Below are 12755 nucleotides of genomic sequence, written 5' to 3' on the forward strand. Positions count from 1 at the left end.
GGCACAGTGCCATTAATTTATCGTTAATCGGTGGTTGCCATGGGGGCGATCAACGGGAAAGGAAGGGAACCGGTCAATGAATTCAGGCACTCTGATGACCGGGGATGTTTCTGATTTGTTCATTCCATCGATGAGGCGAGTTTATCGTGTCGTATCGAATGGGGGGCGCCTGAATGCGTACGGAAACCAGTGAAACAGTCACTAATGGATCTCCTCATCTGGTCTCTTGGGCGGATCAGGTGTGTCGGAAGATGTGTTTCTGTCCGTGTTCGGAGCCATGTCTTGCCGCTGGAGCACCAGTTCTGGGTGCAGGGCAGCCAGCCGCAGGGCCAGTTCTTCGTCGGTACGACCGTTCAGGACGCCTTTCAGAAGAAAATCTGTCGAGACGCGCAGGCGGTTCGACAGGGCCGCAATGAGGAAGACGCTGGGCGCGCGGTCACCGCGTTCGATCTTGTTGAGGGTCGAAGCGTCAACGCCCAGCAGGCGGGCGCATTCGCTCTGATTGGGCATGACGAGTTCACGAGCCCAGGAAATGCGAGTTCCGATGGCTCGTTGGAGTGCAGTCAGAGAGTCCGGGCGCTTGTGTTTGGCCATGAGGCCTTTTTAGCAATGGCTTTATGCCAAATCCAGAAGAAGTTTTTTTTATCACAAACTATGGCATTTTGCCAAAGTTGGTAACAGTTCTGTACTGGTGAAGGATGTTGAGATGAGGCAGGTCAAGTCAGGTTCCGCACCCCGGCGGGTGTCCGCAAGTGCCCTCGCCGCCATGCTGGCGTCCGATGGTTGGCTACCTGAGCAGGGAAGTGCACGCAAGGGGCGGGGACGTTCTGCCAGGAAAACATCTGAGGCGTCGGCTTCACGTGTGCGGATGGGGACGGACCGGGAGACGGAGGCCTTGCCGGCGGGTCATCCTGTGAGCTGGAATGCGTTGTGGGGCGCGGATCTGGTGCCGGTCTTTCCGGGATTGCAGCCGATGGGTGGCCGTGAGGCCGGGCTGGAGATCAACTGATGTTCGAGATGGTGCGGGAAATACCGGTTGCTGCTGCGGGACTGTCTGATTGTGTGGTCAGGCCGACTGGGGAGCGGTACCGCCATTCGGAAATCCGTGAGGTTGGAAATACGTTCCGGGTCGTAAATGCGGTGCAGTCCATGTATGACGCCGGCGATATCGGGGACGATGAACTGGCTGCTGCGGATCGCTGGTATCGCGAATATGTCTTTGCCTCTCTGGGTGTGGTGGAAAATTCGCCTTCTGATGGTCGTGTCAGGGAGCGGGGAGACATTCACACCTGGATGATGGGCCGCGGACAGTGTTCTGCGCGGATTACGCAGATTCGTGACATGCTGGGGCTGTGCGCGCATGTTCGTCTCGAGATGCTCCTGGCGCGGGAGATGTCGTTTTCGGCCATGGCGCGGCATCTCTATCCGGCTCTGTCGGAAGGGCGTGCGCGGATGAAGGTGTCGGCTCAGTGTGCACTGCTTCTGGAGCAGCTGGCGCATGTCTATGAAACGCTGTCCAAAAAGAAAAACCGGAAAAAATCTGGTTAACGATAAATTACCGCTTGATATCTGAACGCAGTTTTGATACAAAAAACACATACTGAAGAATTACGACATGAAAATCTGAAGCCGGCCTTTCGAAAGAGGGCCGGCTTTTATTTTGGAAGTTTCCTGATTTATGGAAAAGTGTGAAATTTCTTCTGGTAGCGTTGTGTTGTCTGGCAGGCAGACATTCATTGTTCTTCAGAAAAATGCAGGTTCATTTGTCGGATGTCCTCTCGTTTATGAAGGCGAGCCGGTTCATCGGGCGGATGTCGTTCTGGAATGGCATGAACTGGTGGACGCAGGTCTTTCCCGCCTGGATGTCCGATGCAGGTCCATTCCCTGTCAGCGGTCGGTTCTTTCCGCCCGGGTGATTGGACGGATCGCGCCGGAAACCCTTTCCCGTGTGGCGCTGCGTGCCGACCGTGAGCAGACGCAGCGGAATGTGGAAACTCTGGCGCGGCGAGGAACGGGACATGGGGTGCGGACCCGGCAGAAGCCGGTTCGGGCTGTCTGGCTGGAGGGGGGCATGTTGATGAGCCGCAGGGAGGCTTCGTTGAGAGCCGTCTAATGGTTGGTTCTCAGGGCGATCTGGGGAAAAGGTTGAAGCAGATGGATGAAGACGTATCTGGTAAATGTTCTTTGCGACGGGAACAGTCTTGGGAACGGAAGAAAAGATTTCTCGAACATCTGTCTGTGAGTGGAAATATTTCTGAAGCCGGGCGTGTCGCTGAGGTCCGGCGCAGTACGTTATATCTCTGGAAAGATACGGATAAGGAATTTTCTTCCCGCTGGGAGGAGGCTCTGGAAGAGGCTGCGGATGCTCTTGAAGCGGAAGCGCGTCGACGTGCCGTGGAGGGATATGACGAGCCTATTACCTATGCGGGGCGAGTTGTCTGCGATCCGGATACAGGCAATCCGATTGTTCGCAAGCGGTATAGCGACGGGTTGATGGCGTTTCTGCTTCGGGCACATCGTCCGTCCCGTTTCAGGGCGGGTATGGAGTCCGAAGGGCGGTCGGGTACGATTTCGATCAGCATCAGCAGTGATGACAGCGCCCTTTAGGCTGAATGATTCGCAGCGTGAGGCGGTGCGGCTGCTTGGTGGGCCGGCAAGACATATTCTTCTGAGAGGCGGGTCGCGGTCGGGGAAGACCTTTGTTCTGGTTCGGGCCGTTGTGATCCGGGCGCTGAAGGCTCCGGACAGTCGGCATGGCATTTTTCGCCATCGACTGACTGCGCTGAAGGCGTCTGTTCTGCGGGATACGTTTCCGAAGGTCATGCGGATGTGTTTTCCGCAGGTCGGATGGAAGCTGGACCGGCAGGACTGTGTCGTGACGTTCCCGAATGGATCGACGATCTTTTTCGGGGGGCTGGATGACGAGCAGCGGACCGAGAAGATTCTGGGTCTGGAGTTTGCGACGGTTTATCTGAACGAGGCCAGTCAGATCAGCTATGGCGCGCGGAACATGCTTCTGACGCGTCTGGCGCAGAAGACGGGTCTTGCGGTCAAGGAATATATCGATGCTAACCCGCCGAGCATGGGGCATTGGCTCTATGCGCTTTTCGAAAGCGGGATCGAGCCCAAATCGGGGGAACCGGTCGGGGACAGGTCGCTGTATGCGACGATGATCCTCAATCCGCAGGCCAACCGGGATAATCTGAGCGAGGATTATCTCGCCAGCCTTGAAGCGCTCCCTGAGCGGGAAAAGCGGCGGTTTCTGTATGGTGAATATCAATCGGTTGTTGAAGGCGCGCTGTGGCGGCTGGAGATGTTCCGGCGCGAGGCGGCGATTACGGCGCAGAGCCGGGCGGATGTGGCGGCTCGGATGCGGCGTATTCTGGTGTCTGTTGATCCTTCGGGGGCTGCGGGACCGGAAGATTACAGGTCCGACGAGATCGGGATTGTGGTCTGCGGCATTGATGCGGCTGGTGTGGGGCATGTTCTGGAAGATCTGTCTGCCAGGGATAGTCCGGCGGGCTGGGCTGCCAGGGCCCTGCGGGCATTTGATGAATGGGGTGCTGAACGCATTGTTGCGGAGCGGAACTTCGGCGGGGCTCTGGTAGAGGGCACGATCCGGAGTGTGCGGGCGCATGCCTCGGTCAAGCTGGTGACGGCGGCGCGGGGCAAGGCGGCGCGCGCGGAGCCGGTTGCGGCACTCTATGAGGTTGGCAGGGTTATTCATCATGGCCGGTTTACGGCTCTGGAGGATCAGCTCTGTCATTTCTCGGTCAGCGGGTATCGCGGGCCACGGTCTCCGGATCGGGCGGATGCGATGGTCTGGGGGCTGAGTGAACTGATGCTTGCCGGAAGCGGTGGCATGACGGGCTGGAGCTCGTCTGGATTTTCGCTGGCGCGCTGAACTGACCCTCCGGGTCGGGTGGCGGCCTGAAACAATGGAGAACACATGGACTGGTTGTCCCTGCAACAGCGTTACGCTGTTCCCGCGGGTGCGTCCGCGCGGACGGCGCGGCTGCTGGCGCTCAAGCGTGTTCTGGATGGAACGCAGTATGATGCGCTGCCGCATCCGTTCTCGATGGAGAAGTCTGGGGCGGGGGAATATATTCCGCTGTCCAGCCGACGTCCTTCTGTTCGCACGAATTTGTGCCGGACGGTCGTGGATGAGTCGGTGTCGCTGCTGTTCGGGGATACGCACTGGCCGGGTCTGGTGACGGATGATGCGCGGGTGGCGCATGCCCTGAGCGCGTTCGCGTCGCAGACCCGGCTGGCGTCACTTCTTATGGAAGCGGCGCGACTGGGTTCGGTGGGGTCGGTTGCGATCCTGTTCGAGGTCTCGGCCGGGGTTCCGAAACTCTCAGTTCTGGAGACGGCGTATCTGACGCCGTTCTGGGATGATGCGACGGGGGAGCTGCTTCGGGTTGAGGAGCGGTTTCTGGTCCGGGGGCGGGATCTGGCGGCGCAGGGCTATCCGATTGCGGATGAGCTTCTGGGGGCGCAGTTCTGGTGGCAGCGGATCTGGACGCCTCTGGACTGTGCGGTTTCCGTACCCTGGCTTGTGGGGATGGATGGCGGGGTCCGCGACGAGAGCCGGTCCGTGCGGCATGGGCTGGGGTTTGTTCCGATTGTGTGGACGCGCAATCTGGGCGGACCTTACGGGCGTGATCCGGAAGGTGAATGCACGTTTGAGCGCGCCATCGATACGGTCATCGAGGCGGATTATCTGCTGTCTCAGGCCGGGCGCGGGCTGAAATACGGGTCTGATCCGACCCTGGTCCTGAAGACGGGTGGGTTTTCCGACGGGGTGGCGCATCAGGGGGGCGCGGCTTCGGCGCTGACACTTCCGCCTGAGGGTGATGCCAAGTTGCTGGAAATCAACGGGAATGCGGCGGGGGCGGTGCTCGATCATTATCGGGAATTGCGTCTGGTGGTGCTTGAGCAGTTGCATGGCAACCGGGCGCATGGCGACCGGGTTGGCGGTGCGCAGTCGGGCAAGGCCATGGAGATGATGTGTCAGCCGCTGATCTGGCTGGTGGATCGTCTGCGGCATTCCTATGGTGAGGGAGCGCTCCTCTCGATTTACCGGATGGCGTGCCGGTTTTCCTGTGTTCTGGAAAACGGACTGCGGATCGGGGGAACGCTGGTCAAGGACCTGCCGTACTGCCGCATGAGTTTGCGGTGGCCGGCATGGTTTCCGTCTACCGATCCGGAGCTGCTGTCACTGACGCAGGGTCTGGTGACGGCGGTCTCCAATGGAATTCTGAGCCGTGAGACGGCGGTTCGGATGTTTGCGATGGCATCGGGAAATTCTGATCCGAATACGGAATGGAAAATGCTGGAGCAGTGGTGTGCTTCTGAACAAGCATGAGTGTTGACGGGGGAATGATGTCCGGAACTGATGACACCATTGAGGATGTGGAGGCTCTGCGTCAGGCGCTGAATGAAGCGCGGAGCGAGGTTGAGGCGGTCCGTCAGGAAATGACGGAGGTTGTGACGCGACAGGAGACGCTTCAGCGCAGTCATGAGGAAGCGCTGGCCCGGGTACGGGAGGACAGTGACCGGGAAGTCATTGTGGCGGCGCTTCGGGCGGAGGCGATCCGCAATGGTGCGCATAATCCTGATGATGTCGTGCGGCTGATTGATCTGGAAGGGATCAACCGGGGCGAGGATGGTTCCGTGGTCGGTGTGGCCGAGGCTTTGCAGCAGGCCCGTCAGGAGCGGGCCTATCTGTTCGGCGAGGTGCTGCGGCCCGGATATTCGAGCGGGACCACCGTCGGGCAGGCAGCGCCACGTCCGGGCGGCATCGAACCGTTCAATGCGCGCGCCGTCAGCGAAGCGGATTATGAAGCGCGCAAATGGCAGTTTCTGGCCCAGGGCTGAGGTCCGGGACGATATTTGACCGGGTCTGATGGCAGGCCGGGTTCAGAAAACACATTTACGGAAAAAACACATGAGCATTGATAATTTTCCTGTTCAGCTTCAGGCCGCCATTCAGCAGGGTTTTCTGGCCCGCGAATTCGAGAATGGTCTGAAATCCCGACTGGGTTTCCGGCAGGTTGCCGATCGTGAAGTGTTCCCGAATGCCATCGGTGAGACGCTGACGAAAACCCGCAAAAGCCTCAAGGCTCCGGTGACGACGCCGCTGAACCCGACGGGCAATACGAATTTCGATAACGGTCTGAGCCCGTCCGGCTGGTCGATCGAGCAGTATACGCTGTCCATCAACCAGTATGGCGATACGATCGACCTGAACATGGTCACGAGTGGCGTGGGGATTGCGTCGCAGTTCCTGGCCAATGCCAACACCAATGGTGTGCAGGCCATGCAGTCTCTGGACCGTCTGGCACGCAATACGCTGTTTGGAGGTGCGCAGAATGGTGTGGGTGGCTATCTGGGCGGCAATACGCGTGTGACGGCAACGCTGGGCAGTGCTGGCGACACCATTGCTGTGGACGATATTCGCGGTTTCCAGTCCGTGATCGTGAATGGTCAGGTGACGCCGATCAGCGCGACCAATGGTATGACCGTGACGGTGGGCGGGGATGTTTACACCCTTGTCAGTGTGACGGCGGATGCGACGAATGTGTCCACAGCGCCGGGCGGTGTTTCGGGTCAGATGACGTTCTCGGCGTCCGTATCGGTTGCGGATGGGACGGAAGGTCAGGCGGTTGTGGCCTCCACGGCGCCGCTGGTGATCCGTCCGAACGGGCGTCTGACAACGGCGGCACTGCAGACGGCAAGCTCGAGTGGTCTGGCGGATACGCTGGGCATCCAGCAGGTGCTGGCCGGTGTGGCGACGCTGCGGCGTAACAATGTGCCGATGATCAATGGTGCGTATCACTGTTACCTGGATGATCTGCAGCTTCTCTCGTTGTTCCGCGATCCGGATTTCAAGCATCTGTACCGTGGTGCTTATGGTTCGGAAGAGTATCGTTCCGGTCAGGTGATAGAGCTTCTGGGTGTGCGCTTCATCCCGACGACGGAAGCACCGCAGCAGGCGTCTCTGGGTTCCGGTTCCATTCATCGTGCGCTTCTGTTGGGTCAGGGGGCGCTGATCGAAGGCGACTGCGCTCTGACAGGTCATTCCGATATTCCGGATTCCGAGCGCGCGTTGATCGAGATGGTGGACAGCGTGGCGATGGTGACGCGTGAGCCGCTGGATCGTCTGCGTCAGATTATCGCGCAGTCCTGGTACTGGATTGGTGGTTTTGCGCTGCCGACAGACGTAACGGCCGACATGACGGTCATTCCGACGGCGACGAACAGTTATCTCAAGCGTGGTGTCGTGATCGAGAGCCTTGGCACGGATGCGCTTGGTCTGACGTTCTGAGGTTTTTCCGGCCCCTGTCTATAAGGCGGGGGCCTCTCTTGCGGGGAGAATGACATGTCCGGAACGGTTGGTTTATCGACGGATATTCTCTCGGAAGGAGAGAAAATGGATATCCGCCGGTTCTGTGGTTATCCCGCGATCGGGTCGCGGGAGGGTAATCAGGAATCCTGGCGTTTCTTTCAGGTGGAAGGGGCGCTGGAATGGCGGATGAACTGTCTGTCCGGGGCGGAGCTTCAGCAGATCCGGCTTTATCTGGCGCAGCTTTATCCGCTGGAAACGGCGATTACGGCGTCGTCGGACAATCTGGACACGGCGCGGGCGGCGGGCTGGTATCACAATGGTCGGGAAGTCCAGGACCGGGTGATGCTGTTTACGCTGTGGCGGAGGCGTCTGTGTGCGTTTCTGGGGGTGGCTGGCGGGCTGGAGTTGCAGGACGGCCGGGCGATCGTGGTTTGAGGAGGGCTGTGTGCAGCAGGCAATGATCGCGGCCAGGCTCTCCAGAGGGTATGCGAAGGCGGCGGCCGTTCTGGGCGCTTTGGGGGAACAGTATCGTCCTTCGGGCGGTCTGTTGCCGATGGAAACCCTTTATGCGCAGCCTATGCTGGCTTTTGACGTCGATGCAGGGTTTTCGTTTGCACGGCCGATCGGGTGGGGCATTCCGACCGAATATGTCCTGACCGACCGGCGGGATGATACGCAGGTTGCTGATATTCTTGTAGCAAACGGGCGGACCTATTTTGTCGCGTCCGTGGAGCCTCTGCGGCCGCCTTTATGTGTGGTGTGCAGCCGGACCGTGACGGTCAGCGGAGTGACGGGAACGGTGGAGACGCTGGTCTCGGACTGTCCGGTGGCCGTTATCATGCGGGCGAAAGGGGAGTCTGCGGGCAGTGGGATTCCGGGAGCGACGCGTCCGGGACAGTCCGTGATGTATCTTCCGCTTCTGCCTGGGGTGGTGCTGACGCCTTACATGACGGTCACAACCGATCTGGGCACGACTTATACGGTTAATGCGGTGGAAACTTCCGGGTTCGGGATCCGGTGTACCATGTCGCTTCAGCAGGTCTGAGGGAGGATAAGAATGACGGATGCCTCCAAGGTCGGGCTGGCGTTGGCCTATAACTGTGTGCAGATCCTTTATCCGGCGGGTCTGTCGGGATCTTCGGTGACGGGGCGGCAGGTGGTGCTGCGGCGGGGATGGCTGTTGCCGAGCGATCTTTTTGCGGCACAGAACATCCGCAACAACATTGATTTCGTCACGGTCACCATGGCGCCCCGGAAAATGCCGGAATGGGCTGAACCTCTTGGACGGCCCTGGCGTGTGCAGCAGAAGGTTGAGCCTACGGTCGGGGTTGTCGTTGCGGATGGGACGGTTGAAATCGTCTTTTCGGGGACATCCACGCCTGCGGGTGTGGTGGCGGTCTGGCTGGATGACATGCCGCATGGGGGATCTCCTTCCGCAGCTTATGCGGTGACGGCGCAGGATACGCCTGCGACGGTTGCGGCGGCTCTGGCGGCGGCGTTGACGGATGGTGTGGCGAGCGGGGCGACTGTCCGTGTGCCGGGGCGGGTTCTGAACGGTCATGCCGGTGGGTATGGGCAGTCGGTTCGGGTGACGCGGCGGCAGGCGCAGCTTTATCGGGTTTCGATCTGGACTGCGGATGCGACGGCGCGGGAGACACTGGCGTCCGTTCTGGATACGGCGCTGGCGGAGCAGAGCTGGATCAGCACTCTGGACGGGCGGGAGGCTCAGCTCCGGTTCCAGAGCGTGGAAGATGTCGACACGATGCAGAACGAGGCGTTGTATCGGCGGGATTATTTCTATGAGCTGGTTTTTGACACCCTTCAGGTGCAGTGGGCTTCCGAAATGTTGTGCGGCATCGGGAACCTCTCTGGAGATGACGGGGCAGCGATGTCTTTCGGGGAGTTGGCTCCCGGGGGAACGAACCAGACGGTAACGGCGGCTCTGGACGCCATGCAGGCGGTGGTGGCGGCGCAGGCTGCTGCTACGGCCTATCCGGGGCTGGGGGTTGATCAGTTCGGGACAGTGGTCGCTGCTGCCTGACGCAGAAGCTGAGTCAAAGCGCTGAAATTTCATCAGGAAAGCGGGTGGCTTCTGTCGGAAGCGCCCGCTTTCTGCATTTTGGAGAGCGATCCGGGGATGTCTCTGGTCTATCAGGCGGGAACGCTGAATACCACGGCACTGACCGTGCCAAATCTTTATGTGCAGATCGCCCAGCCGCAGACGCTGGCCCTGGCGGGAGCATCGTCTTCGCAGTTGGGCATTGTGGGCACTGCGGGCTGGGGTCCTGTGGGGATGCCACTGCCGATCGGGGGCATGAGCGACTATGTCGCGGCGTTCGGCGCCAAGCAGAACAAAACGACAGATGCAGGTCTGGCGGTCAATATCGCCGTGATGCAGGAAGCATCGTCTTTTGTTGTCGTCCGGGTGACGGACGGGACGGATGTGGCGGCATCCGGAACGCTGGATGGCGTGACAATCCAGGCTGTTCATACGGGTAGCGTGGGTAATGGCATCGTGGCGGCTGTGACGGCTACGGGTTCCGGATATGCGCTTGCGGTCACGCATGTGGATCTGGGGGCGGCGACCTATGCGGGGGCGGACTGGTCGGCCATTGCGACGGCTGTGGCGCAGGATCTGAATGCGCTGGTGAAGGTCGTGCTTCCGGAGACGGTTCCGGCTGTGGCCGCAGCGAGCGTGACGCTTTCGGGCGGTACGGATGGTGGTGTGCCGACGACGGCTCAGTTCATCGGGCAGGACAGTATGGTGCGGACCGGTATGTATGCGCTGCGCGGGCAGGGCTGTGCGGTGGCGCTGCTGCATGGTGTCACGGACAGTACGTCCTATACGGCGCAGGCGGCTTTCGGGACGTCCGAAGGGGTCTATATGATCGCTGTCGGGCTGGCTTCCGATACGGTGACGAATGCGATTGCAGTCAAGGCTGCGAGTGGGCTGGATGCGGCGTCGGTCAAGCTGATGTTCGGTGACTGGCTGTGGTGGAATGATGATACCAACGGCATGATGCTGGTCAGCCCGCAGGCATTTGCAGGGGGCAGGCTGGCCGCTCTTTCGCCGGAGCAGTCCAGTCTGAACAAGGCGCTGTCGGGGATCGTGGGGAGCCAGAAGGCGGGTCTGACGGGCAGCAGTGCGACCTATTCCACGGCTGAACTGTCAATGCTGTTTACGGCTGGGATTGATGTGATCTGCAATCCGGCGCCGGGTGGCACTTACTGGGCGGTGCGCTGTGGGCATAATTCGTCCAGCAAGAGCACCATGAATGGCGACAATTATACGCGCCTGACGAACTATATTGCGTCTTCGCTTGCGGGTGGCATGGGCGCTTATGTCGGTGAGGTGATCAACGACACGCTGTTCAGCGATATCCGTTCGACGCTTCTGGGTTTTCTGTCGTCGCTGCTGTCGCAGGGGATCCTGGGCGTTCAGAATGGTGAGCTGCCTTACAGTGTGGTCTGTGATTCGAGCAATAACCCGCAGTCCCGCACGGCGCTGGGCTATGTGCAGGCGGATGTGGCGGTTCGCTACCAAGGCATCAACGAGAAATTCATCGTCAATCTGCAGGGTGGTGCGTCTGTCACCGTGTCCTCTGCATCGGGGAGTGTCGGCTAAATGGCAAATCCATACAGCATTGGCCGGGATTGCCGGATTACGGTTCTGTGGAATGGTCAGCGGGTTGATCTGCGGGATGTCACGTCTTTCAGTGCGGCCCAGGAAACGCAGGCCCTGCGCGCAAATCCGCTGAACGGGGTGCCGTTGGAGTTCAATGTTCCCAATGGCTGGCGGGGGGCATTCCAGATTGCCCGCGCCAATGCGGCACTGGATAATCTGGTGGCTGCTGTCGAAGCCGCATACTGGAATGCAGGGACGGTCGGAAGTGGGACGGTCTATCAGTACGTGACCGAACCGGATGGGACGACCAGTACCTGGGAATTCAGCAATGTCTCCATGCAGCTGAAGAGTGATCCCTGGCAGGCGGACCACATGATCCATCAGACGGTTCAGTTCTTTGCTTCTACGAGGACGAAGATTTCGTGAGTGATTTTCCGCAGGAAGTTGTTCTGTCCGACAACCGGCGTCTGACGCTGCGCGAGATTGATCCGGCAGATATGCTGGATCTGATCGAGGCGGCTGGCAGTGCGATCAACGGGGCCTCGGCATCTGCCTGGCTTGGTTATGCGGAGATGATCTGTTCGGTGACCGCGATTGATGGTGTGCCGGTTCAGATGCCGCAGACAAAGGATGAAATCCGCGATCTGGCGCGTCGCGTCGGAAAGGCCGGGATTGCCGCGCTGACGCCGCTGTTCGAGCGTGATGCGGATGAGGATCTTCGGGACGTCGCAAAAAACTGAGCCGGCACTCCGGGTTCCAGGAGATGCTGTATCTGCTGGATCACGGGGTGCCGTGGGATGTTTTGCGAGGATGGTCGAGAGCGCGGCGTCTGGCTGCGTGTGTCATTACCGGAGAGCGGGAAGGGCACTGTTTTGACTGGAACATGATGGGTTATCGGGGAGAGATATGATGCGGGAGCACATCTGGCGGTCTCTTCTCTCGGTCAGGACGTTTTTTGCAGCTTCTTCCAGAGAGTTAGCATGGGCGCATCGGTCGTTTCCGGTTGCGGCTGTGCCACGGTTGAAAAAACAGGCTGGGATCGTGCCGTCGCGCACCAGGGGGCCTCTGGTTTCCGGAAGGACGGTGCGGAGTGGCGGCTTTCGAAGAAGAGGGGGTATCCAGGAGATTGCGCCTGTTCGTAAATCGGGTGGAGTATTTCATTCGGTGTTGTTTCCCGTGCGGGAAAAACAGCGGGCGGTGCGGATCCTGCGACCAGATCTTTCTTTGAAGCCTTTTTCCGTTGTTGCAAAAAAAGCGGGAATACGTGCGGCTTTGCATGAGATGACTGCTTTTCCGAAACGGGAAGGGCGACTGGATGCAAAGTCGGGGCGGATTGGGATGGCGCGGGAACGGGCTGCTGCTGATGTCGGACGAGCGGCGGTATCCCCCGGTCGGGGGGGAATGATCGAGCGCGCATTGCCTGTCAGGCGCAGCAGGCCTGGTGCGGCGGGTGTGTCTCCTGTGGTTCGCCGGGCAGTACGGGCGGATGAAGGTTCGGCCTGTATTCCGCCAGTGCGGAAACAGACTGTTTACGCGCCATCATCTGAAGGAGCCGGACGGGGACATGACGCGCTTCCAGCCTTTCCGGCGCTCCGGAATTATCACGACATGAACACTGTGAGTGGTGATGTGGATCACGAGATGAGCCGTGATGATTTCTCGTTCGGCAATCGCAGAGCCCGTCTGGCGGCGCGACGTTCTGGCGGGGGCGTGGATGAAATCATGCAGCCTCAGTATCCGGGCCGAAGTATCGGATTTTTCTGACAGAGGAGATGTTCC

General features: G+C 59.8%; 16 protein-coding genes. 14 read left to right on the plus strand and 2 right to left on the minus strand.

What is annotated here, in order from left to right; genetic code table 11:
• Nucleotides 1-201 precede the first annotated feature (201 nt).
• Nucleotides 202-510 (minus strand): helix-turn-helix domain-containing protein, encoded by a 309-nt coding sequence (locus HKD27_RS09985; RefSeq protein WP_011252760.1) that lies wholly within the window; start codon nt 508-510, stop codon nt 202-204.
• Nucleotides 511-706: 196 nt separating this feature from the next.
• Here HKD27_RS09985 and HKD27_RS09990 point away from each other — a divergent pair, with 196 nt between their 5' ends.
• Nucleotides 707-1009: a transcriptional regulator gene (locus HKD27_RS09990; RefSeq protein ID WP_194689437.1), complete on the plus strand. Its 303-nt coding sequence runs from the start codon at nt 707-709 to the stop codon at nt 1007-1009.
• Nucleotides 1009-1548 carry a hypothetical protein gene (locus HKD27_RS09995; RefSeq protein ID WP_194689436.1) on the plus strand — a complete coding sequence of 180 codons (540 nt, stop codon included), beginning with the start codon at nt 1009-1011 and terminating at the stop codon, nt 1546-1548. Before HKD27_RS09990 ends, HKD27_RS09995 begins: the two co-directional genes overlap by 1 nt.
• A 211-nt stretch (nt 1549-1759) precedes the next feature.
• Here HKD27_RS09995 and HKD27_RS10000 read toward each other — a convergent pair whose 3' ends face one another.
• Complete coding sequence (locus HKD27_RS10000; RefSeq protein WP_194689435.1) at nt 1760-2020, minus strand: hypothetical protein; 261 nt, start codon at nt 2018-2020, stop codon at nt 1760-1762.
• A 134-nt stretch (nt 2021-2154) separates the two neighbouring features.
• Here HKD27_RS10000 and HKD27_RS10005 point away from each other — a divergent pair, with 134 nt between their 5' ends.
• From HKD27_RS10005 to HKD27_RS10060, 12 genes are all read left to right on the plus strand, one after another.
• On the plus strand, nt 2155-2607 hold the full coding sequence (locus tag HKD27_RS10005) for a hypothetical protein (protein ID WP_194689434.1): 453 nt from the start codon (nt 2155-2157) through the stop codon (nt 2605-2607).
• On the plus strand, nt 2591-3904 hold the full coding sequence (locus HKD27_RS10010) for a phage terminase large subunit (RefSeq protein ID WP_194689433.1): 1314 nt from the start codon (nt 2591-2593) through the stop codon (nt 3902-3904). Before HKD27_RS10005 ends, HKD27_RS10010 begins: the two co-directional genes overlap by 17 nt.
• Nucleotides 3905-3949: 45 nt before the next feature.
• A complete protein-coding gene (locus tag HKD27_RS10015; RefSeq protein WP_194689432.1) occupies nt 3950-5368 on the plus strand; it encodes a phage portal protein in 1419 nt (472 codons plus the stop codon).
• Nucleotides 5369-5382: 14 nt separating this feature from the next.
• Entirely contained in the window at nt 5383-5880 is a 498-nt protein-coding gene (locus HKD27_RS10020; protein ID WP_231748116.1) for a phage scaffolding protein, read from the plus strand.
• A 70-nt stretch (nt 5881-5950) separates the two neighbouring features.
• Complete coding sequence (locus HKD27_RS10025) at nt 5951-7330, plus strand: DUF4043 domain-containing protein (protein WP_194265012.1); 1380 nt, start codon at nt 5951-5953, stop codon at nt 7328-7330.
• A 54-nt stretch (nt 7331-7384) separates the two neighbouring features.
• On the plus strand, nt 7385-7786 hold the full coding sequence (locus HKD27_RS10030) for a hypothetical protein (protein WP_172492487.1): 402 nt from the start codon (nt 7385-7387) through the stop codon (nt 7784-7786).
• 10 nt (nt 7787-7796) lie between these two features.
• Nucleotides 7797-8396: a hypothetical protein gene (locus HKD27_RS10035; protein ID WP_194689431.1), complete on the plus strand. Its 600-nt coding sequence runs from the start codon at nt 7797-7799 to the stop codon at nt 8394-8396.
• A gap of 12 nt (nt 8397-8408) precedes the next feature.
• Nucleotides 8409-9392, plus strand: a complete 984-nt coding sequence (locus HKD27_RS10040) for a hypothetical protein (RefSeq protein ID WP_194689430.1) — start codon at nt 8409-8411, stop codon at nt 9390-9392.
• 96 nt (nt 9393-9488) lie between these two features.
• Nucleotides 9489-10976, plus strand: coding sequence for a phage tail protein (locus HKD27_RS10045; RefSeq protein WP_194689429.1), 1488 nt, complete (start codon nt 9489-9491; stop codon nt 10974-10976).
• A complete protein-coding gene (locus HKD27_RS10050; RefSeq protein WP_062496290.1) occupies nt 10977-11402 on the plus strand; it encodes a hypothetical protein in 426 nt (141 codons plus the stop codon).
• Nucleotides 11399-11716, plus strand: a complete 318-nt coding sequence (locus tag HKD27_RS10055; RefSeq protein WP_062455999.1) for a hypothetical protein — start codon at nt 11399-11401, stop codon at nt 11714-11716. The genes HKD27_RS10050 and HKD27_RS10055 overlap by 4 nt, the downstream gene beginning before the upstream one ends.
• Before the next feature lie 166 nt (nt 11717-11882).
• Entirely contained in the window at nt 11883-12740 is an 858-nt protein-coding gene (locus HKD27_RS10060; protein WP_194689428.1) for a hypothetical protein, read from the plus strand.
• Nucleotides 12741-12755 lie beyond the last annotated feature (15 nt).

The sequence above is a fragment of the Gluconobacter sp. R75690 genome, assembly GCF_015244525.1.
GTDB classification, from domain to species: Bacteria; Pseudomonadota; Alphaproteobacteria; order Acetobacterales; family Acetobacteraceae; genus Gluconobacter; species Gluconobacter potus.

Bases quoted from the DNA above. Each gene is read 5' to 3' on its own strand.
- HKD27_RS10050 (WP_062496290.1), top strand. From the start codon at position 10,977: ATGGCAAATCCATACAGCATTGGCCGGGATTGCCGGATTACGGTTCTG.
- HKD27_RS10000 (WP_194689435.1), bottom strand. From the start codon at position 2,020: ATGTCCCGTTCCTCGCCGCGCCAGAGTTTCCACATTCCGCTGCGTCTG.
- HKD27_RS10005 (WP_194689434.1), top strand. From the start codon at position 2,155: ATGGATGAAGACGTATCTGGTAAATGTTCTTTGCGACGGGAACAGTCT.
- HKD27_RS10020 (WP_231748116.1), top strand. From the start codon at position 5,383: ATGATGTCCGGAACTGATGACACCATTGAGGATGTGGAGGCTCTGCGT.
- HKD27_RS10010 (WP_194689433.1), top strand. From the start codon at position 2,591: ATGACAGCGCCCTTTAGGCTGAATGATTCGCAGCGTGAGGCGGTGCGG.
- HKD27_RS09995 (WP_194689436.1), top strand. From the start codon at position 1,009: ATGTTCGAGATGGTGCGGGAAATACCGGTTGCTGCTGCGGGACTGTCT.
- HKD27_RS10025 (WP_194265012.1), top strand. From the start codon at position 5,951: ATGAGCATTGATAATTTTCCTGTTCAGCTTCAGGCCGCCATTCAGCAG.
- HKD27_RS10045 (WP_194689429.1), top strand. From the start codon at position 9,489: ATGTCTCTGGTCTATCAGGCGGGAACGCTGAATACCACGGCACTGACC.
- HKD27_RS10060 (WP_194689428.1), top strand. From the start codon at position 11,883: ATGATGCGGGAGCACATCTGGCGGTCTCTTCTCTCGGTCAGGACGTTT.
- HKD27_RS10040 (WP_194689430.1), top strand. From the start codon at position 8,409: ATGACGGATGCCTCCAAGGTCGGGCTGGCGTTGGCCTATAACTGTGTG.
- HKD27_RS09985 (WP_011252760.1), bottom strand. From the start codon at position 510: ATGCCCAATCAGAGCGAATGCGCCCGCCTGCTGGGCGTTGACGCTTCG.
- HKD27_RS09990 (WP_194689437.1), top strand. From the start codon at position 707: ATGAGGCAGGTCAAGTCAGGTTCCGCACCCCGGCGGGTGTCCGCAAGT.
- HKD27_RS10015 (WP_194689432.1), top strand. From the start codon at position 3,950: ATGGACTGGTTGTCCCTGCAACAGCGTTACGCTGTTCCCGCGGGTGCG.
- HKD27_RS10030 (WP_172492487.1), top strand. From the start codon at position 7,385: ATGTCCGGAACGGTTGGTTTATCGACGGATATTCTCTCGGAAGGAGAG.